General features: G+C 37.7%; 16 protein-coding genes. 3 read left to right on the top strand and 13 right to left on the bottom strand.

Annotation, left to right across the window (positions count from 1 at the left end):
* Window positions 1–39 precede the first annotated feature (39 nt).
* Window positions 40–888, top strand: coding sequence for a choice-of-anchor J domain-containing protein (locus tag ACJJVM_RS11475; protein WP_405211750.1), 849 nt, complete (start codon window positions 40–42; stop codon window positions 886–888).
* Window positions 889–961: 73 nt separating this feature from the next.
* Here ACJJVM_RS11475 and rlmN read toward each other — a convergent pair whose 3' ends face one another.
* The 4 genes from rlmN to aceB all read right to left on the bottom strand — a co-directional run bounded on the left by rlmN (window position 962) and on the right by aceB (window position 6839).
* Window positions 962–2002: a 23S rRNA (adenine(2503)-C(2))-methyltransferase RlmN gene (gene rlmN, locus ACJJVM_RS11470; RefSeq protein ID WP_405211749.1), complete on the bottom strand. Its 1041-nt coding sequence runs from the start codon at window positions 2000–2002 to the stop codon at window positions 962–964.
* 138 nt (window positions 2003–2140) lie between these two features.
* Window positions 2141–3304: a pyridoxal-phosphate-dependent aminotransferase family protein gene (locus tag ACJJVM_RS11465; RefSeq protein ID WP_405211748.1), complete on the bottom strand. Its 1164-nt coding sequence runs from the start codon at window positions 3302–3304 to the stop codon at window positions 2141–2143.
* 264 nt (window positions 3305–3568) lie between these two features.
* Complete coding sequence (locus tag ACJJVM_RS11460) at window positions 3569–5179, bottom strand: isocitrate lyase (protein ID WP_299149782.1); 1611 nt, start codon at window positions 5177–5179, stop codon at window positions 3569–3571.
* Between the two features lie 64 nt (window positions 5180–5243).
* Entirely contained in the window at window positions 5244–6839 is a 1596-nt protein-coding gene (gene aceB / locus ACJJVM_RS11455; RefSeq protein WP_405211747.1) for a malate synthase A, read from the bottom strand.
* A gap of 125 nt (window positions 6840–6964) precedes the next feature.
* Here aceB and ACJJVM_RS11450 point away from each other — a divergent pair, with 125 nt between their 5' ends.
* Complete coding sequence (locus tag ACJJVM_RS11450) at window positions 6965–8437, top strand: helix-turn-helix domain-containing protein (protein WP_405211746.1); 1473 nt, start codon at window positions 6965–6967, stop codon at window positions 8435–8437.
* Between the two features lie 197 nt (window positions 8438–8634).
* Here the strand turns inward: ACJJVM_RS11450 and queA are convergent, their stop codons facing one another.
* The 7 genes from queA to rsgA form a co-directional block, all read right to left on the bottom strand.
* Complete coding sequence (gene queA, locus ACJJVM_RS11445) at window positions 8635–9684, bottom strand: tRNA preQ1(34) S-adenosylmethionine ribosyltransferase-isomerase QueA (RefSeq protein WP_298347804.1); 1050 nt, start codon at window positions 9682–9684, stop codon at window positions 8635–8637.
* A gap of 103 nt (window positions 9685–9787) precedes the next feature.
* On the bottom strand, window positions 9788–11041 hold the full coding sequence (locus tag ACJJVM_RS11440; RefSeq protein ID WP_405211745.1) for a 3-phosphoshikimate 1-carboxyvinyltransferase: 1254 nt from the start codon (window positions 11039–11041) through the stop codon (window positions 9788–9790).
* A 3-nt stretch (window positions 11042–11044) separates the two neighbouring features.
* Window positions 11045–11371, bottom strand: a complete 327-nt coding sequence (locus tag ACJJVM_RS11435; protein WP_021778348.1) for a nucleotide pyrophosphohydrolase — start codon at window positions 11369–11371, stop codon at window positions 11045–11047.
* 191 nt (window positions 11372–11562) lie between these two features.
* Complete coding sequence (locus ACJJVM_RS11430) at window positions 11563–13569, bottom strand: DUF3857 domain-containing protein (protein ID WP_405211744.1); 2007 nt, start codon at window positions 13567–13569, stop codon at window positions 11563–11565.
* 5 nt (window positions 13570–13574) lie between these two features.
* Entirely contained in the window at window positions 13575–15470 is a 1896-nt protein-coding gene (locus tag ACJJVM_RS11425; RefSeq protein ID WP_405211743.1) for a DUF3857 domain-containing protein, read from the bottom strand.
* Window positions 15471–15526: 56 nt separating this feature from the next.
* Window positions 15527–15979, bottom strand: coding sequence for a D-aminoacyl-tRNA deacylase (dtd, locus tag ACJJVM_RS11420; RefSeq protein ID WP_405211742.1), 453 nt, complete (start codon window positions 15977–15979; stop codon window positions 15527–15529).
* Window positions 15979–16932: a ribosome small subunit-dependent GTPase A gene (rsgA, locus tag ACJJVM_RS11415; protein ID WP_298347791.1), complete on the bottom strand. Its 954-nt coding sequence runs from the start codon at window positions 16930–16932 to the stop codon at window positions 15979–15981. Before rsgA ends, dtd begins: the two co-directional genes overlap by 1 nt.
* Before the next feature lie 142 nt (window positions 16933–17074).
* Here rsgA and ACJJVM_RS11410 point away from each other — a divergent pair, with 142 nt between their 5' ends.
* Window positions 17075–18724, top strand: a complete 1650-nt coding sequence (locus ACJJVM_RS11410; protein ID WP_405211741.1) for a hypothetical protein — start codon at window positions 17075–17077, stop codon at window positions 18722–18724.
* An 83-nt stretch (window positions 18725–18807) separates the two neighbouring features.
* On the opposite strand, the gene ACJJVM_RS11405 is transcribed toward ACJJVM_RS11410, so the two are convergent.
* Together ACJJVM_RS11405 and ACJJVM_RS11400 are read right to left on the bottom strand one after the other, a co-directional pair.
* Window positions 18808–19899: a bifunctional 3-deoxy-7-phosphoheptulonate synthase/chorismate mutase type II gene (locus ACJJVM_RS11405; protein ID WP_038600953.1), complete on the bottom strand. Its 1092-nt coding sequence runs from the start codon at window positions 19897–19899 to the stop codon at window positions 18808–18810.
* Between the two features lie 57 nt (window positions 19900–19956).
* Complete coding sequence (locus ACJJVM_RS11400; protein WP_299149798.1) at window positions 19957–20808, bottom strand: prephenate dehydrogenase; 852 nt, start codon at window positions 20806–20808, stop codon at window positions 19957–19959.
* Between the last annotated feature and the right edge of the window lie 74 nt (window positions 20809–20882).

The raw sequence follows: 20882 nt of genomic DNA, 5'->3' as shown, positions 1-20882 counted from the left end.
TACCTTAAGCCTCGTATTAATAATCCTAATTAAAAAAATATGAAAAAAATTACTCTTATTGCTGCTTTTCTAGCAGCCTTTACTATGAATGCTCAGTTTACCGATGACTTTGAAGCGGAAACCGTTGATGCTACCGAATTTGCAAATTGGAACTCTATTGACGTAGATGGAGATGGGAATTTTTGGGAAGTTGGAGATATAGATGCGGCGGCTACGGGTGCTGAAATGTCAATACTAGATGGACTTGTAGCTGACTCAGACTCTTGGGAAGGAGCAGCATTCACGCCTGACAACATATTAGTTTCTAAAGTTGCTATTGATCTTGCGGCTGATGCATCTACGCTATCCTTTACAATGGGAACATATCAAACTAACGGAAGTTTTATTGCTGATAGATTACAAGTATATCTTACTGCTACAGACAATGTTGATGATATTGTTACAGATACACCAATTTTTGATATGACAGTTGGCGATGTAACTGCAGCTACAGATGGACCAAGTGCAGCAACTACAATAGATATTGATATTTCAGGATTTGCTGGACAATCACTTTTCTTAGCATTCCGTCATTTTGATTCAGTTGATGAAAATTCAGTACTTCTTGATGACGTTACAATTGATGGTGTATTAGCAAATGAAGATGTTCCTAATATAGCATCATTTAGCCATTACAACGTGCAGGATGGAAATGGATTAAGACTTGTTTCTAACGCTGCAATGCAAATGATCACAATTTTTAATGTATTAGGTCAGAAAACTTTATCTACTACACTTGAAGACACGACAGACAGAATAGTAGACATCTCAAGCCTTAGAACTGGAGTTTATATTGCACAAGTAACTGTAGGTGACAACACAGAAACTTTGAAGATTATCAAAAAATAATTTTTGATATCTAGACATAAAAAAAGCGACTCAATTGAGTCGCTTTTTTTATGTCTTATTTTGAGTTTACCAACTATTGCTTATTTGCAAGTTGTCCGCAAGCGGCATCTATATCTTTACCTCGTGATCTTCTCACTGTTACAGTGACTCCATTTGCTTCAAGTACATCTACATAACGGTCTATAGCGTGAGGGTTTGCTTGTTGAAACTGACCATCATCTATAGGGTTATACTCTATGATATTTACTTTACTAGGCACTGCTTTACAAAAATCTAATAAAGCATCTATATCTATCTGTCTATCATTTATGCCATCCCAAACTACATACTCATAGGTAATGCGCTTTCCAGTTTTTTCATACCAGTAAATAAGTGCTTCTTTGAGATCTGCGAGTGGCATTTGCTCATTAAAGGGCATAATCTCTGTACGTACATCATCTAGTGCAGAGTGCAGCGATACAGCAAGATTAAACTTCACCTCTTCGTCTGCCATTTTTTTAATAATCTTAGGCACACCAGAGGTAGAGACTGTAATTCTCTTAGGCGACATACCAAGTCCTTCTGGGTCTGTGATCTTATCTATAGCCTTAATCACATTATTATAATTCATTAATGGCTCTCCCATCCCCATAAAAACAATGTTAGACAGGGGTCTATCGTGATATAACTTACTTTGCCTATCTATGACCACCACTTGATCTACGATCTCATCTGGGTTGAGATTACGCATTCTCTTTAACCTAGCTGTCGCACAAAATTTACAATTAAGACTACAACCTACTTGTGAAGATACACAGGCGGTTGTTCTACTCTTAGTAGGTATTAAAACAGACTCAACCGTAAGACCATCGTGCAGCTTTACAGCGTTCTTTATAGTACCATCACTACTACGTTGCATCTGGTCAACACGTATATGGTTAATCACAAAATGCTCATCTAGTAAGATGCGTGTCTCCTTTGAGATATTAGTCATATCTACAAAGTCGTGTGCGCCCTTTTGCCATAACCACTCATAAACCTGATTACCTCTAAAGGCTTTATCACCTTGGTCTACAAAGAAAGTTCTAAGATCTTCTTTGGTTAATTTACGTATGTCTTTCTTTTCTGTTTTCACGATGCAAAGGTACGGAGTTGTTTGTTGTTTCCCGCACTAGATCTTATAGATACAACCAGGTCGTAATACTACATCCATCATAAAGCAACAAAACCCTCTATAATGAGGGCTTTATTATTTTAAATATGTTAGTCGATATTAAACGAGACTATCTTGAAATGTTCTAAGACTTAATCCCATTCCAAAAGGATAGTTCTGAGATTGTAGCGCACGCTCTAGCGCTCCTAGGACAGCTAGCAAATCATTAGATGATACAGACCCGATATGCCCTACTCTAAAATATGTTGTCTTAATTTCAGAAAGCAATCCTCCTGCTACAATAACATCATCTGCTACCATATGTGCTCGAAGTAACGCTCCATCTATATTTTTTGGATAATAAACAGCTGTTAGTGTATGAGCAGCGATCACATCTTCTATAGGTAAAATAGATAAATTAAGAGAGGCTATTCCAGCTCTAAAGGCTCGAGCAAGCCTTTTATGTCTTTGTACTCTCGCACCCATCCCCTCATCACAAATAATACCCAAACTTTTCTCTAAGGCCAAAATAAGATTTACAGGCGGTGTGCCAAAATAAGAAGGTCTCCCTTCTTGATAAGCAATCATAATAGGCAGCCAGTTATTCCAAGAAGCATAATAGTTACCTACGGGTGTTTTTCTATTTTTCCAGACGTCTAGCGCTTTTTGAGAAGCAACAAGCAGTGCAAGCCCCGGCGGTACGCCTATGGCTTTTTGAGATCCAGTTAATACCACATCTACTCCCCACTTTTCTTGTAAAATTTCTTCCCCTGCTACAGAGCATACCCCGTCAAGTATAGTGAGTACTCCATACTTTTCCGCAAGCTTACATATAGCCTCTGGCGCTACCATAACTCCTGTAGATGTATCTACGTGTGTAAACGTGAGCAATTTATAGGAGCCTTCTTTGAGCGTTTCCTCTATAATATCTAAAGGCACTACTTCACCTATAGGCGCACTAAGAACCGTAGTTTCTGCGCCATAAGTTTCTAAAATATCTTTAAACCGCTCACCAAAATATCCGGTAGAAATGACAAGCGCACTATCTCCTTTCTCAATAAGGTTAGACGCCGCCATATCCATAGCTAGCGTTCCGCTTCCGGCAACTATAAAGGGCTGACCACTAGTTGATTTCCAAACTTCCTTCATCATATCCAGAGCGTTTCCAAAAACGTCTATAAAATTTGGCGCAACGTGACTTGTGGTAGGCACAGCCATTGCTTGCAATACATCTGGTTCAAACTCTATTGGGCCAGGTATCATAAGTAATTTTCTGCTTTTCATAATTTTCAATAATATGTTAAGGCTCTTTTCTGAAGTGAGTAAATCATTACATAAAGGTGCTCATTATAATGATACAACTTTTTAGGTATACGCTTTCGCGAAAGCGTAATAACACCCCACACAGCCATTATACAAATAAGAAATTCCAGCCAGATAGTGTAAACCAATACTTCCTACCAAAGACTATATCTGGACTGAAATTTCTTTAATTTCAAAAAGACGATGAGAGCAAGCATCGCCTTCTTACAACAAATTGAGGTTTACTTACTCTGCGAGCACAGCCTTTTGCTTTGTTACGGGTTCTTTTACAGTAAACTGGTTACTAGTATTATTTGCTCCACCAGCCTTGAGAGCTCTATCTCCTGCATAAAATGTTTTGTGATCATCTCCCAGATCTGAGCCAGCCATTCTCTGGTGTTTTACACAAGAAACACCTTTGCGTATTTCTTCTCTCTGCACATCTTTTACGTAGGCTAGCATACCTTGATCTCCAAAATAGCCTTCGGTAAGATTATTCATATGCAACGCAGTGGTGTGATATGTAGGCAATGTAATAAGGTGGTGGAAGATACCAGCCTCTCTTGCACCATCCATCTGGAAGGTTTTAATCTTCTCATCTGCACGGTGTGATAACTCTGTATTATCATACTCTACATCCATAAGATTATTACGGTCATAAGCTGTCATATTCTCTCCTTCTTCTAGCATCTCATCATAAGCTTGATTACGGAAATTGAGTGTCCAGTTAAATGACGGTGAGTTGTTGTATACCAGCTTTGCATTGGGCATTACCGCTCTCACTCTGTTAACCATATGAGCGATTTGCTTTACATTAGGTGTAGGGGTTTCTATCCATAAAAGATCTGCTCCATTTTGTAGACTCGTAATACAATCTAGTACTACACGATCTATATTTGTTCCGTTTTTGAATTTATACAATCCGTTAGGTAGTCTTACTGGACGTACAATTTTACCATCGCGTTTTAGCAGCACATCATCTTCTTTTGCAGTAGCAATATCTATCTCTTCTGCCTCTACAAAGGCAAGATATTGTGATGCAAGATCTCCTGGCTCCTGACTTACCGGTAGCTTTTGAGTAAGACCAGCCCCCTCTGAGTCAGTTCTTGCTACAATGACACCTTGCTCTACTCCTAGTTCTAAAAAGGCATAGCGTAGTGCATTAATCTTTGCAATAAAATCTTCGTGTGGTACGGTTACTTTTCCATCTTGGTGCCCGCACTGCTTAGCGTCAGACACTTGATTTTCTATTTGAAGAGCACAAGCACCTGCTTCTATCATTTTTTTGGCAAGAAGGTAAGTTGCCTCTTCATTACCAAAACCTGCATCAATATCTGCAATGATAGGCACAACGTGCGTCTCATAATTATCTATTTGATCCTGCACATCTTCACCAGCATCTAGACGACGAAATAGATCGTTGAGCTCCACAGCATCTGCCTGGCGTAAAAAAGTGTAAATCTCTTCTATTAACTTAGGCACGGCAGTTTTTTCGTGCATAGATTGATCTGGTAATGGCCCTAGTTCTGAACGTAAAGCGGCAACCATCCATCCAGAAAGATATAAGTATTTTTTATTTGTAGTGCCGTGATGCTTCTTTACAGCAATCATTTTTTGCTGCGCTACAAACCCGTGCCAGCAACCTAGTGATTGCGTATAATTCATAGGGTTTGCATCATATTCTTCCATATCCTTACGCATAATAGCTGCGGTGTATCTGGCAATATCAAGACCGGTTTTAAATCTATTTTGCACCGACATACGAGCCGTGTTTTCTGGGCTTATAGAACTCCACGAGTTTCCGTGCTTTGCTTTAAGTGTACGAATAACTTCAAGGGCTGAATTATAATTTGACATAGTATTAAGTATTAAGAGATTATTTTATTTAAATGCCTGTAAGGCTATTCTATATAGATTGTGTTTATAAATATGTGTATGCTGGTGTGGTTAAAAATTCTTCAAAATCTTCTGATAAGACGAGATCATTAAAAAGATTAAAAGCATTTTCAAATTGGGTTGCCTCTATCTTATCTGCACCCACCTCTGTTATTATTTTTTCTACCTCTTCATCAAAAAGCATTGTGTACAGATCTTTAGTGAGCACATTTCCATCCTCTAAGACGGCTTTATTTTTAAGCCAGTGCCAGATTTGAGTTCTTGAGATTTCGGCTGTGGCAGCATCTTCCATAAGGTGATAGAGTGCCACTGCTCCCTGGCCACTAAGCCAGGCATTGAGATACAGAATACCTACGTTGATATTTTTACGAACCCCGTCCTCTGTAACAGTACCTTCTGGAATAGCTATAAGATCATTTGCCGTGACGGTTACATCATCTCTAGTGACCTCCATCTGGTTAGGTGCTGGCATATATGCATTAAACTCATCTATCGCAACTTGCACTAGTGCTGGATGCGCTACCCAGGTACCATCGTGTCCATTTTTTACCTCACGCTCTTTGTCCTTTCTTACTTTTTCTAAAGCTGCCTTATTTGCCTGAGGGTTGTTTTTTATTGGTACTTGTGCTGCCATACCACCTATGGCTAAGATTTTTCTTTTGTGACAGCGTTGTATAACAAGTTTTGAATAGGCATCCATAAATGGTGCGGTCATCCCTACCTGGTCACGATTAGGCACTAAGAAGTTTGGATCATTTCTAAACTTCTTGATGTATGAGAATATATAATCCCAACGCCCACAGTTAAGACCTACGATGTGGTCTTTTAATTCATAAATAATTTCATCTAGCTGGTGACTTGCTGTAATAGTTTCTATAAGTACTGTACATTTTATTGTACCTATAGGTAACTCCAGGTACTCTTGTGCAAACTCAAATACATCATTCCAGAGTCTTGCCTCTAGATAGTGCTCTAGCTTTGCTAAATAGAAATAAGGCGCTGTGTTATTTTTTAAAAGTTGGGAAACGTTTGTAAAAAAGTATAATCCAAAATCTACCAGTGAACCCGATACTTCAACATTATCTATAAGTAAATGCTTCTCATTGAGATGCCATCCTCTAGGTCTTACTAGTAAGGTGGCAACCTCATCGTTAAGTGTATATTTTTTATCCTTAGTAGGGTGATGATATGTTATCGTTTTATTTACAGCATCACGAAGATTAATCTGGCCTTCCATCACATTCTGCCAGCTAGGTGCGGTACTATCTTCTAGATCTGCCATAAAAGTTCTTGCTCCAGAGTTGAGCGCATTTATAACCATTTTACGATCTGTAGGCCCAGTAATCTCCACTCTTCTGTCTTGCAAGTCGTGAGGAATCTCTCCTGCAACCCACTCCCCCTCTCTAATATCTTTCGTCTCAGTTGGGAATAAAGGTTTCTCACCTTGATCAAACAATAGCTGCTGTTGCTCTCTTGCTTGTAGTAATTCTAACCGTCTGGAATTAAACCGTTCGTGAAGGGCTTTTATAAAGTCTAAAGCTTCATCTGTTAACAACTCTGAGTAATAGCTTTTAACATTACGGTTAAAACTTATTGCATACTGGTTTATTTCTGGTGCCATCTATTGCTGTTTTAAATTCTACACCACAATGTTAAAAAAAATACTTTGATTAAAAAAGCGAACGTTCGCTAAAGATATATTTTCACTAAAATTAAGTATTCGCAAAAAGCCTTATATTTGTGTATATGGATGAAGAAGATATCAAACTAATTTTTGGGCTTAAGCTACGCCAGATAAGGACTGACAAAAACCTATCTCTTTTTGGATTATCAAAATTAACCGGACTTTCAAAATCATATTTAAATGAAATTGAACACGGAAAAAAATATCCAAAACCTGATAAAATATTTACACTTTCGGAAAAACTAGACATTCCGTACGATCAAATGGTGTCTTTAAAGCTGGATAAAAACCTCGCTCCTATAGGTGAAATTTTAAAATCAAAGATTCTAAAAGAGATTCCTCTAGAGCTTTTTGGTATAAAAGAAAGTGATCTCATAGATATTGTATCTAATGCGCCAGCAAAAGTCAACGCCTTTATAAGTACAATCATAGAAATTGCACAGCACTACAACTTTGGGAGGGAAAGCTTTTTTCTTGCTTCTGTGCGCTCATATCAAGAAGCAAATAACAACTACTTTGATAACATAGAGCAAAAGGTACTCGACTTTGTAAAATCGTATCAAATAAACATAGGGCAAAGTATCTCATCAAACGAGCTAGAGGAAATCCTCATAGAAGAATACAACTACTCCATAAAAAATGATGAACTAGATAAGTACAAAGATCTAGATAACTTACGATCTGTTTTTATACCTAAATCACGCACACTGCTAGTCGCAAATGATATAGACGAGTCACAACGCACCTTTATCTATGCAAAGGAAATAGCCTATAACTTTCTAGAAATCAAAGAAAGATTATACACCTTCCCGTGGATACTTTTTGAAACTTTTGACCAGGTACTTAATAATTTTTATGCCTCTTACTTTGCAGGAGCATTAATCATACCTCGTAAAAACCTTACGGCAAAAATTAAAGATATTTTTAAGGAACCTATTTTTCATAAAGATTCTTTTGAGCACATCACAAATGAGTTTAACGCATCACCAGAGTCTTTTTATCAAAGGCTTACTAATATTCTACCTAAGGAGTTTAATATAAAGAACTTGTTTTTCTTGCGGTTTACACACAAGCTTAACGACACAAAATTTCACCTTACAAAGGAGTTGCACCTAGCGCACCAGCACGCGCCACGAGCAAATGAAAGTGATGAGCATTACTGCAGGAGATGGGTGTCTTTACAGGTGCTCAAAGATTTATCTAAGAGTAATGAAAATAGTAAGTTTGACTTACAAATATCTAACTATGAGAATGAGGGCGTACAGTATCTAGTGCTCTCTACTGCAACAAAAGATCCTTTTAAAGAAAACAAGTTTAGAAGCATAAGTATAGGGCTACTCATAAATAAACAACTTGAGCGCAAAATAAAATTTCTCAAGGACCCAAATATTCCTACTCGTAACGTAGGGGTTACTTGTGAACGTTGTGCCATTACAGATTGTGAAGTGAGACAAGCTCCTCCAAAGGTTTTAAATCGAACTTCAAAGAATAAAAAAATAGCCGCTATTGTAGAGCAGCTTAATGATACATATTAATCACACTAAAAGATACAAATCTACTATACCTACTAGCCCCGATTGTAATGTAAATCCCGCAGTTGCCTGGCGTAGCCGGCACGAGGAATTGCAATGTAAAGCGGGATACTACCTATATAAGCACACCATAAGATAGTGCTACAAACAAAAAAAGCCCAAACTTTACAGTCTGGGCTTTTGTACATTATGGCAATGTATTAGATAATTAACATTGCATCTCCATAAGAGTAAAATTTGTATTTTTCTTTTACTGCCTCATCATAAGCACGCTTCATAAAATCGTGACCTGCAAAGGCAGACACCATCATAAGCAATGTAGACTTAGGCGTGTGGAAGTTTGTAATCATACAGTTTGCAATACTAAAGTCATACGGTGGGAATATAAATTTATTAGTCCAACCACCAAACTCGTTAAGTGTACCGCTACTAGATACTGCACTTTCCATCACGCGCATTGCGGTAGTACCTACGGCACACACACGACGCTTTTCTGAAATAGCTTTATTTATAATCTCTGTGGCTGGCTTACGTATGTATGCTTCCTCACTATCCATTTTGTGCTTTGAGAGGTCTTCTACCTCTACCGCACTAAATGTACCAAGACCTACGTGTAAAGTTACCTCAGCAAAGTCAATACCTTTAATTTCTAAACGCTTTAATAGGTGCTTTGAGAAGTGTAGTCCTGCGGTAGGTGCTGCTACGGCTCCTTCTTCTTTTGCATAAATAGTCTGGTAACGCTCCTCATCTTCTGGCTCTACCTCACGGTTTATGTATTTTGGTAATGGTGTTTCTCCTAGTGAAGTGAGTTTTTTTCTAAACTCTTCATAAGACCCATCATATAAGAAACGTAACGTACGGCCACGTGATGTTGTGTTATCTATTACCTCTGCTACTAGACTCTCATCATCACCAAAGTATAGCTTATTACCTATACGTATTTTACGCGCTGGATCTACAAGTACATCCCACAGTCGTGTCTCAGAGTTTAACTCTCTAAGTAAGAATACCTCGATACGAGCTCCTGTCTTCTCTTTATTACCGTATAAACGTGCTGGAAAAACCTTTGTATTATTAAGTACCATAACATCTTCTGGCTCAAAATAATCTATAAGATCTTTAAACATCTTATGCTCGATGGTTTGCTCCTTGCGATTAAGGACCATTAATCTAGACTCGTCCCTGTTTTCGGCAGGGTGCTCTGCTAGTAATTCATCTGGTAAGTCAAAGTTAAAGTGTGATAACTTCATAAAGGGTTCTGGTTTTTGTTTTTTAAGTCAAGCTATAGCACCTATATAGCGCTAGCTCGCAAGACGGCAAATATACAATCTCGAGATAGGGGTTGTCAAGTCTTTAGCCAATTATCTCTTGACCAAAGCCTAAAACTTCTAGATCTGTCCAAAAATCTGGGTATGATTTTGACACAACACCAGCATCTTCTATAAGTAACGGTACTTGCAATGCAAGTGGTGCAAAGGCCATTGCCATACGGTGATCGTGATATGTCGCTATGGTAATATTCTCATTTACAGCAGCTTTTTGAGGTAATAGTGTAAGATCTTGATCTGTAACCATAATGCTACCTCCCAGCTTTGTAATCTCCTCACGCAGTGCCTCTAGCCTATCTGTTTCCTTTATTTTAAGTGTATGCAAGCCCGTGAGGTGACACCCTACGCCTAGACCTAAACAGCTCACCGCTATAGTTTGTGCAATGTCTGGTGAGTTTGCAAGATCTAAGGTTATCGTTTCTGGCAACTCAAAATCTTGATTAAGCGAGAGTGTGAGCTTATCTCCTGCAAAACTAGAAACCACGCCCAGTTGCTTGTATATTTCTCTAAGAGCAGCATCTCCTTGCAGGCTACTCTCTTTATAACTAGCTATGGTAATGGTGTGTGGGGTGTTAAAATTACGCTTTCGCGAAAGCGCAACAATACTATAAAAATACGACGCACTACTCCAATCTGACTCGACCGTTATCTCTCTAGCTACCGCTGAAGTTCTACCCGATTTTATCACTATTTTTTGCCCTTCAAAAGTTGCCTCTATATCTAGTTGATGTAATAACGCAAGCGTCATATTTATGTAAGGAACCGATGTAATCTTGCCATCAAGATGTATGGTAAGACCATTATCTAGCTTTGCTCCCATCATCATAAGTGCAGAGATATACTGGCTGCTCACATTTGCCTTGAGTGTTACCTCATCGCGCTGTAATGCTTTCCCTTTTATTTGTAATGGTGGGTACCCTTCATTGTGAGTAAATGTAATTTGAGCTCCCAGCCCTTGAAGCGCTTCTACCAGTATTGCCATAGGGCGTTCTTGCATACGAGCACTACCAGTAAGGAGTGTATCTCTACCTTCTTGAATAGAAAAATAGGCCGTAAGAAAACGCATAGCAGTACCCGCGTGATGTATGTCTACCACCTCATCACTAGATGATAGTGCCTTTTGCATAACTTGGGCATCATCGCTATTTGATACATTTTTTAATGTAATACCATCAAAGAGTGCTTGTAAGATAAGTAGCCTGTTAGTCTCACTTTTGGAACCTGTGATCTGTATATCGCCGCTGCAATGTGCCGCTGTATGGTGAACTTTTAAAAGCATAGCTTACTTTAATTTTTCATTGTTATGATGACGGTCGTGATCACGTTTTGTTTTTATGTCCAGCTTCTTATCAAATGCTTCTTGTAAATCTACACCTGTCTGGTTTGCTAGGCATAATACTACAAACATTACATCTGCAAGCTCCTCACCTAGGTCTTTACCTTTATCGCTTTCTTTCTCACTTTGCTCTCCATAGCGGCGTGCAATAATTCTGGCTACCTCTCCTACTTCTTCGGTAAGTTGAGCCATATTTGTGAGTTCATTAAAGTATCGCACACCGTGAGTCTTTATCCAGTCGTCTACAGCCTGCTGAGCGTTTGAGATATTCATAATTTATTTTTTTACCAAAACTATGGTTTCTTTTTCTTTGCTTACAATTTGGGTAAAGAATTTTTTTATCTCATTATACATCTCTGCATAAAAGAATGTGGTTTTTAGCAGAAAACCCTATTCAAAAAATACAACAAAAGACTTATAGAATTGAATTCAAGTTAGCCATTGCAACTAAGATTTGCCTCAATTTATATCTTCTTAAACACAATTTTTTCACTCTCCTTTGCAACTATCATTTTCAAATAGGCTTGCAAGTCTTTATAGTAGTTAGAGTTAACAAGAGCCGCACTCATCGTGTTTTGCAGTCCTACATTTACCTTATCTCCAGACACGGTTACACCAAAACGATAAGACCCCATATTGTCCACAAGATTTATTGCCAGATCATCTGGCACAGACTCCACTTCATATCCTGTAGGAATTTTTATTGAAACCGTATACTTATCTGACCAAGGATACACATAATCTACGGGATGATTTCTTGACTCTGCAGTTAGGTAATTTTTATTTGTTCCCAAATGTGCAAGGGGATTTACATATAGTTTATCACCAGCTTCATCTATCATATCCTCGGCTTCAAAATTATATTCAAGCGTAAGTGGCTTAGATGCAACTTTTAAATCTTTAAAAGAAACATCTATCGCATCTATACTTTCATAATAACTATCTAGTTTTTTTAATTGCTCATCACCAGTAAGAGCAGCAAATCTATTACGCTCAGACCTTGCATAATGACCAGAAAACCTATTCTTAGCGTTTCCAGAAATTATCATATCATCTGTAATTTCCAGATTGAGCATCCCTATATGAGTAGCAGGTCTATTTGGAAATAAATCTACTAACCTTGAAGACCCATCTGCCTTAACCATTCTACCCATCCAGTTTAAAAGTTCTGGCTTTAAAATATTTGGAACTCCAGCTTTATCAGCCCCATCTAGTAAGTAGAGTTTCTCATTTACAATAGCTCCTGCTATAACGTAATTAAAACCTGTACGAGTAGGAAAAACAGGTATACCATTATTCTTTGTACTCAATAATACGGGACTACACCTTACACCGGCGTATCTAAGCATAGAAGAGAGCATTAAATTAATGTCTGCCACATTACCTACGCCGTCCTTATATGCTTTTTTTACACCAGCATCTACATAAACACCATAGTAGTCATTCCAAGTCATCTTGCTCTTTACATAATCATAAATAAGAAACATCTTTTCTGTCTGAGATGAAGCTTCACTTATAATATTATCAATATCCTTTTTGTAATAACTCTCACGATCTAACTCTTTACCAAACCCGGTAGATTGATATATTTTACTAGCTACATCTTCCCAAGACGTTGCGTATGATCTAATCTCACTGTTTGGAAATTTAGTCATTGCCAACTCGAACTTTAATGCAGACATATAGTTATTAAGATTACCAGAGTATGGCTCATTCTTAATAGGAGGTACATTAGTCAAGTTTACTATATATCCGTTTTCTGTAAACTCGACCTCTTCATTTGAAGAACTAGATCTTGCTACATTTGCAAGTTTGGTACTTGTATATCTATATCTCAAAGTGCGATTCTTTTTTTCTGTAGTAAGATTAAGGGGTATTACACCTTTACCGTGTGTTCGATACATTAAGTACTCTGGCGCAAAAAATCTCATATCTACTCGATCTACTGGTATCTCTTCTTGAAATCTAAACTCGTCTATATTTGAGTAAAAGGGCGATTTGAAAGTATACTTATATTCAATTACAGAGCCATCGCGTATATCTGGCATTGTAAATTTAGTCACCTTCCTATATTTAGATTTTTCTTCTTTGAAAATATCGCGTGATTGCAGCTTACTTTCGATAATTTTATCCCCTTCTACATTATAAGTATAGGCCTTTAAACCTGTAACCTGCTCTTCATCACTTGCCCCTACGTACTGGCTCAACATAACTGTCGCCTCGTCATAGCCATCTTGATTGTAAATTTTAACGCGCTCTTGCACTTCTGTTTTTATATAGAAACCTTCATCTTGGCTGTAGCCAAATTTTGTATCAGTGTTTCTGTATAAAATACTCGCATTTGCATCAGGATAATTAGGATGTTCCTTTTGCAAAATCTCTTCTTTAGAAACTTTTCCAAAGTCATAATCTTGCGCAGTAGCACCTAGAGCAAAAAATATTAAAATAGTGATGGGTAGTAATTTTTTCATATGATTTATTGTTTTTTGATGACGATTTTTTGTTGATCATTTCTAATTACACTTCTTACAAAGTTTCTTAGATCTGCATAGTCATCTTTACTATACTGGCCCTCTTTAAATTGAAAAGATCTTTTATAAATTATCTTTGAATTCTCTACTTCCTTTATACTATAACTATATGTTCCAAATGGCGATTTAAGTTGTTCACCCTTTGGAACACTTACTACCTCAAATCCATCAGGAAGATTAATCTCGATAGTTTCTTCATCCTTAAATCCTCTTGATATTTCGACCTCAAACATTCTATTCTTAACACGATCTGGCAGCGCTGTATATCTATTAAATAAATTGAGAGGTACAAGCATTTCATCACCAGCAAATGAAGCATAATTTTCTACTTCAAGTTCTATATTTTCGGTGATTATAGCTTCATCACGATTATTAAGAAGGTCAATGCTTGTTAAGGATACATTATTTAGGTAATTCCAAAACTTATAGTAATACTTCTTTTTATCGTCTTGGTTTTCTGCGACTAGCCTGTATTTACCTGCATATTGTAAACCTCCAGATTTAATACTTACCCCTCCTTGAGCATTACCGCTGGCATCTATGGTAAAAGAACCATTCATTATCTGATAGTTATCTTGAGCCGTATATTTTTTGGTATGGACAATTTCGCCTCCATCTGGTTTTACGACAAGTACATCTCGATCATCTGTAAAACCAGCTATAAAACCAAATGGCACTTCTTGATCTGTACATTCTAACCATACATAATCATCACCTGTGGGTACTGATAAAATTGCGTGGTTACCCTGTATAGCCGTAAAGTCATCTTCTATATCGCGTTTGTCACGGCTCCCATAAAGAATAGTATAATAGGATGGTACCCCCACCGCTTCAAGTAAAGATTTTGTGTAATTTGTAAGCGCCTTACAATCACCATAACCCAGTTTATCTACTTGTGAGGCTAGCATAGGTTTCCAGCCACCTATACCTACTTGAACACTTATGTACCGCGTCTTATTCTGCACAAAATCATAAATAATCTTAGCCTTTGCTATAGGATCTTTAATGTCTTTTACAAGTTCCTTTGCCTGTGTAATTGTTTCTTCTGGTAAGTCCTGCGCCCCTTGAAGTAAATTTTCATTCATCCACTGTCCAAAGACTCGCCAATCACGAGCGTCTCCATCTAGCCCCTCTAAGTGAAAATCATTAAGAGCAATAGCCACCCTACCCACTATATTTCTAAAACCAGGGCTATAATCTTCTGGAACAAGCGATGGAGAATTTTTAATTACAAGCCGTAGTGAATTTTGAGATTCTTCTACCTCTATGCGGTTATAATCCCCGTACATTTTATGCTTTAAATTAACCCCATCTGCATAGTTAATTTCAAAAATCTTTTCTTCTGTGCTTGAGTAATACCCCTCGTTTGCATAAAAAGATGGAATAGAAGCTGTGTTTTTTGAGACAATCTCGCTTTCTACCACGACTGTATAAGGATAGCTGGTAGGCGTAAAATCGAGATATAACAAGCGTGTATCTATATAGAGACTTATACCGTCTGCAGCGCTTACATCTTTAAAGTCGCGTTGTTTATACTTTTTAACCTCCTTACCGCTATCATCATATATTACAACAGAAGCATTTTTTATGCGAGTAACATCATCATAATACATATATGCCTCTACATCTCTATTACCACGTTTATTTAAAACAGTCACCACGCGTTTGTGAGCTGTTTTTATGGTAGATGAATTAGGTATATCTATGGTATGCTTTTCAAAACGCAAGACACTGTTTGCAGATTTTAAAAGGTCTTCAGGAATATTTTTTGACGTATATAAATTATCTTGAGAGTAGGCAAATAGTGCCCACATACATAGGAGGAAAGTAGGTATGCGCATTTTGATTTGATTGATGTGTCAGCAAAATATAAAAAAGACACCTACCGCACAAGTCGCTACACCCTATTTTTTGTATCTATAGTTATAGTAACTGGCCCGTCATTGAGCAGTTGCACTTTCATATCTGCACCAAACTCTCCTGTATAAGTGGGTTTATTACGCTTTCGCGAAAGCGTACTTACAAACTCCTCATACATAGGTACTGCGTGTTCTGGGCGTGCTGCCTGTAAGAAAGAAGGACGATTTCCTTTTTTTGTACTGGCAAATAATGTGAACTGACTTATCACTAAAATATCACCATCTATATCTCCTACCGAAAGGTTCATTGCGCCTTGCTCATCGCCAAAAATACGTAAGCCTATAATTTTATTACATAGCCACTCTATGTCCTCTTGTGTATCTTCGTGAGTAACGCCTAACAGCACGAGAAGGCCGCTTTTTATTTCTGACTTCACAACACCATTTATAGTAACCGAAGCCTGTGTAACTCGCTGTATGACTGCTTTCATTATTCTTCTGGATAAATATCTTTTCTATAATGCTGGTCATCATCACCGGCAAGCATTTGGGTATAACTCTTATAGCGAGACCACGGGATTTCATCATTTTCTAGCGCAGCTTTTACGGCACATTTTGGCTCTTCTAGGTGTAAGCAATTATTAAACTTACACTCACTCTTAAGAGCAAAAAACTCAGGAAAGTAATCTCCTATTTCTTCGCGTTCCATATCTACAATACCAAAGCCTTTAATACCTGGTGTATCAATAATACGCGCATCAAAACCTAGGTCAAACATCTCTGCAAAGGTGGTGGTGTGTTGCCCCTGGCTGTGCTGTACACTTATTTGTTTTGTCTTGAGGTCTAGTGTAGGCTCTATGGCGTTTACCAGCGTAGACTTACCTACACCAGAGTGTCCGGTAAACATACAGGTCTTACCCTCCATCATTTCCTTTACAGTATCTACATTTTTACCGGTAATAGCAGATATACCTACACACTCATACCCTATCTCGCGATAGATAGCTGCTAGGTATCGTATCTCCAGTATTTCTTCTTCGTTATAAGTATCTATTTTATTAAAAAGCAATACTGCTTTAATGTGATATGCCTCTGCAGTAACCAGAAAACGATCTATAAATGCTGTAAACGTGGGAGGATTATTAAGAGTTACCAGTAAGAAAACGGTATCTACATTACTTGCTATGATGTGGGTTTGCTTGGAAAGATTTACAGACTTACGTACTATGTAATTTTCGCGCGGGTGTATGTTAGTAATCACACCTGTCTCTACATCACTTTTTGTATCTAGATCAAAATCTACCACGTCACCCACAGCAACAGGGTTTGTACTCTTGATTCCTTTAATACGGAACTTCCCTTTTATTCTACATTCAAACCACCTCCCGTCTTCTGCCTTTACGGTATACCAACTCCCTGTAGATTTATAAACTGTTCCTGTCATAGTGTATTGTGAGGTGTAAAAATAACCTCTTTTTTAATACTCCATAAACAAATGTGGTAAAGTCCTTAAATAATTGATCGATGTAGGAATTATCTCGTTAATTATGTTATTTTCGTCGCTTAATCAATCAAATTTATATTAAATGAAAAAAGCATTTAACCTTTTATTCTTATTAGTTACCACTAGCTTAATGGCACAGCTAAATGTAGGTAGTGTGCAACTGGATTTTGGAGAAGATATTTCTGAAACTGAAGGAAACATTGTAAATATTGCTGGAGTAAAAAATGGCTTAATCCACACCTTATCAAAAAAGGGAAAAAAGTTTTACCTACAGACTTTTGACACCGACAGCAAAAAAAATGTAGCAAGTAAACTTTTAAAACTTGAAAAAATTAGAGACAACAAAGCTTATGTAGAGGATGTTGTTGTAATACAAGACAAAGCCTACGTGATGGCTACGTACTATAGCAAAAAAGATAAAACATATAATTTTGCTGCTTTAGAAATACTTGACGGTCTAGTGCTTGGTGCGCCTAGAGTTATCTTGTCTTCACAAGTAGACAGCAGATCTAAGAAAGGGGTTTTCTTATTTGAAATGTCATATGATGAGATTAACTATATGGTAACTCACGTTTACATAAACGATAAAAAAGAACTTCTTAGGTATGAGTTCTCTTTAGTAGACGCAAATATGAGTATTGTAAAGGAGGATGTAAACACCGTAAGCTTTGAAGATAGAAAAGATTTATTTTTTGATTTTGCAGATTTTGGAGTAAACGAAAATGGTGATGCTTTTATAGTATACACGGAGAGCTACAGAGATCGAAAAGCCAAAACCACAAAAAACAACATCACACTACAGACTTACTACAGAAATAAAAACTACGAATTAATTGAAACTAAAATCCCCCTCAATGGCAAGCGCGTAGTAAACTGTGATCTTATTTACACCGAAAATAAGCTGCAACTAGTAGGTTTTTACTCAAAATTGAGAAAGAGCGGAAGATCAGAATATAAGATAGAAGGAATTTTTGATATTGCGGTAAACACAACAAATAACGCTATAGACAAGAAAGTTTTTAATGACTTCACGGTAGAAACTAAATCTAAACTCATAGGTGAAAGAAGAGCAAAAAAAGGTAAGAACCTCAAACCCTTTTACAGAAATACAGATTTAATTGAAAGAGAAAATGGAGGAGTAATTGTACTTTCTGAGTATTTCTTTAAAACCATAGGGAGATCTTCTGGAATAGGCATAGCAGGAGTAGGTATAAGTGCTACTCCAGTTATATACGACACAAACGAAATTATTGTAACTGCCCTTAATGCAGATGGTACACTAGCCTGGAGTAATGTTATCCCTAAAGAACAAAAAGCAGCAATAAGTGTTATATCTGTTGGGCTTGTAGGTGGTGCGTCAAATGGATCTTTTTCGATATCTGCAGGAGTAATGTTTCCAGTTGCTTCTATGGGAGATGGCCCTGAGTACTTAAGCTCTATGCCATTTTACAAAGACAATAAATTAACTGTAATTGTAAATGATGACCCAAAGAACATAGGCATTACAAAAATGGATGATGTAAAAAAGGTAAGAAACATTAACAAAATGATTCCAGTAGCTTTTGAATTTGATGATGCTACAGGAAAAATGACTAGGATTGATCCTGAAGAATTTGAGAAAAGACAAATTGTGGTACGACCAGGTGTCGTATACCCATTAAGTGAGAATGAAACTATCATTTACGGCTCAAACCGATCAGAAACTAAGCTTGGTATCTTAAAAATAGATTAACACCATACATCATTACAAAAAGAAGCCCTCTAGCAATTTATAAACTGCTAGAGGGCTTTTCAATTAACAAATACAGTATAGATTTAAGCTCCTTGCATCTGTGCCACTTTTTTCTGGTGGTTTATAGACTCTTGGTGCACGGCTTTAAACACACGTAAAATAAACTCCTCACTTAGGTTGTGTTGCTCTCCTTCTAGAATCATCTTCCCTAGGATCTCGTTCCAACGCTTTGTTTGCAGTATTGAGACATTATTTTCTGCCTTGAGCTCCCCTATTCCATCAGAGATTTTCATACGCTTCCCAAGGTTTTCAATAAGCTGGTGATCTATAACGTCTATCTGAGTACGTAGTGTATTAAGTTTATTATTATACTCTACCTCTGTACCTACTTCTTTACGGATTTTTAAATCCTTCATCATCTGTACAAGCGTAGCTGGTGTGATTTGCTGTGCAGCATCACTCCAAGCGTTATCAGGATCATAGTGTGTCTCAACCATAAGACCATCATAGTTAAGATCAAGACCTGTCTGACATAAATCGTGTATGATATCACGACGCCCTGCAATGTGTGAAGGGTCAAGAATTAATGGTAAATCTGGAAATTTATTCTGTAAATCTACAGCGATTTGCCACTCTGGATTATTTCTGTAACGCGTCTTCTCGTATGTTGAGAATCCTCTGTGTATCACTCCAAGGTTTTTAATGTCTTGCGTGTAAAAACGCTCTACAGCTCCTAGCCACAATGCAAGATCTGGGTTTACCGGGTTCTTGATAAGAACGGTTTTATCTGTTCCCTTAAGCGCCTCTGCAATATCTTGCACGATAAACGGAGATACCGTTGTACGTGCTCCTATCCATAAAATATCTATATCTGCCTCTAGTGCAAGATCTACGTGGTTTGCATTTGCCACCTCTGTAGTGGTAAGCATACCTGTTTCTTCTTTTGCTTTTTGAAGCCACTTAAGACCTAATGCACCTACCCCTTCAAAGTTTCCTGGGCGGGTTCTAGGCTTCCAGATACCAGCACGTAGTACCGTGGCATCTGTATCTTTAAGCTGGTGTGCAATTTTAAGCACCTGTGCTTCTGTCTCTGCGCTACAAGGTCCTGCTATCACGAGTGGGTGATCAAGGCCAAAAGCGTCTAACCAATTTCTAAGTTCTTTTTTATTTTCCATATTCATTTAATTTGTGCCGCTTTGGGCTTGTGATTCCGCTTTCGCGAAAGCGTAAAACTATTTTATTCCGTTTAATATTTCTTTTATGTGGTTTGTATTTTCCATCTCGTTGTGTACTCCTGTATAATCTTCGGCTTCCAAAAGGGATTTGAAATCATTGAGATTTGCAATGTACTCTGTGAGTGTTTCTAATACGTTATCTCTATTTTGTTTAAAGATAGAGGTCCAGGTCACGGGATTACTTTTTGCAAGACGTACCGTAGATGCAAACCCACTGCCCGCCATATCAAAAATATCACGTTCATTCTTCTCCTTATCTATGACCGTTTTACCTAGCATAAATGCACTTATGTGTGACAGGTGACTCATATATGCAATGTGCTTATCGTGAGAAACTGGATCCATATAACGCATACGCATTCCCATATTTTTAAAAAGGTCAAGCACTGGCTCTTGTAGCTTAAATGCGGTTTTTTCTACCTCACAAACTATGTTTGTTTTTCCCTCATAAAGCCCCGTGATTGCAGCACTAGGTCCAGAAAACTCAGTTCCCGCGATGGGGTGACACGCTAGAAAGTTTCGGCGTTTAGGGTGATTTGTTACAACCTCACAAATAGCTTGTTTTGTTGAGCCCATATCTATCACTACGGTATCATCATTTATTATGTTAAGAACGTCTGGTAGTACGTGTATCGCTACATCTACTGGTATTGCTAGTACAACGAGGTCTGCTTTTGCAACATCCTCTAGTACACCAGCTTTATCTATAAAGCCTAACGCTAGTGCTTCATCAAGATGTTCTTTACTGGCATCTATACCACACACGGTTGCTTCTGGCAACTGCGCGCGCAAATCTCGTGCAAAAGAGCCTCCTATAAGCCCTACCCCTATGATACAAATGTCTTTCATTTATCTTTATTTCTACACTTTTATTTGAAAATCAACAGCTTACACCTGTTAATTAACAATATTCAGCTTTCTTA

The organism is Dokdonia sp. Asnod2-E02, from assembly GCF_045063915.1.
Taxonomy (GTDB): domain Bacteria; phylum Bacteroidota; class Bacteroidia; order Flavobacteriales; family Flavobacteriaceae; genus Dokdonia.
The sequence above is the reverse complement of the archived record's forward strand: the minus strand, read 5'-3'. Positions and strand labels throughout refer to the sequence as shown.

Coding starts and splice junctions, on each gene's coding strand:
- aceB (WP_405211747.1), bottom strand. CDS start 6,839: ATGGCACCAGAAATAAACCAGTATGCAATAAGTTTTAACCGTAATGTT.
- ACJJVM_RS11430 (WP_405211744.1), bottom strand. CDS start 13,569: ATGAAAAAATTACTACCCATCACTATTTTAATATTTTTTGCTCTAGGT.
- ACJJVM_RS11410 (WP_405211741.1), top strand. CDS start 17,075: ATGAAAAAAGCATTTAACCTTTTATTCTTATTAGTTACCACTAGCTTA.
- ACJJVM_RS11460 (WP_299149782.1), bottom strand. CDS start 5,179: ATGTCAAATTATAATTCAGCCCTTGAAGTTATTCGTACACTTAAAGCA.
- ACJJVM_RS11435 (WP_021778348.1), bottom strand. CDS start 11,371: ATGAATATCTCAAACGCTCAGCAGGCTGTAGACGACTGGATAAAGACT.
- dtd (WP_405211742.1), bottom strand. CDS start 15,979: ATGAAAGCAGTCATACAGCGAGTTACACAGGCTTCGGTTACTATAAAT.
- ACJJVM_RS11465 (WP_405211748.1), bottom strand. CDS start 3,304: ATGAAAAGCAGAAAATTACTTATGATACCTGGCCCAATAGAGTTTGAA.
- ACJJVM_RS11405 (WP_038600953.1), bottom strand. CDS start 19,899: ATGGAAAATAAAAAAGAACTTAGAAATTGGTTAGACGCTTTTGGCCTT.
- ACJJVM_RS11440 (WP_405211745.1), bottom strand. CDS start 11,041: ATGCTTTTAAAAGTTCACCATACAGCGGCACATTGCAGCGGCGATATA.
- ACJJVM_RS11425 (WP_405211743.1), bottom strand. CDS start 15,470: ATGCGCATACCTACTTTCCTCCTATGTATGTGGGCACTATTTGCCTAC.
- ACJJVM_RS11475 (WP_405211750.1), top strand. CDS start 40: ATGAAAAAAATTACTCTTATTGCTGCTTTTCTAGCAGCCTTTACTATG.
- rsgA (WP_298347791.1), bottom strand. CDS start 16,932: ATGACAGGAACAGTTTATAAATCTACAGGGAGTTGGTATACCGTAAAG.
- queA (WP_298347804.1), bottom strand. CDS start 9,684: ATGAAGTTATCACACTTTAACTTTGACTTACCAGATGAATTACTAGCA.
- ACJJVM_RS11400 (WP_299149798.1), bottom strand. CDS start 20,808: ATGAAAGACATTTGTATCATAGGGGTAGGGCTTATAGGAGGCTCTTTT.
- ACJJVM_RS11450 (WP_405211746.1), top strand. CDS start 6,965: ATGGATGAAGAAGATATCAAACTAATTTTTGGGCTTAAGCTACGCCAG.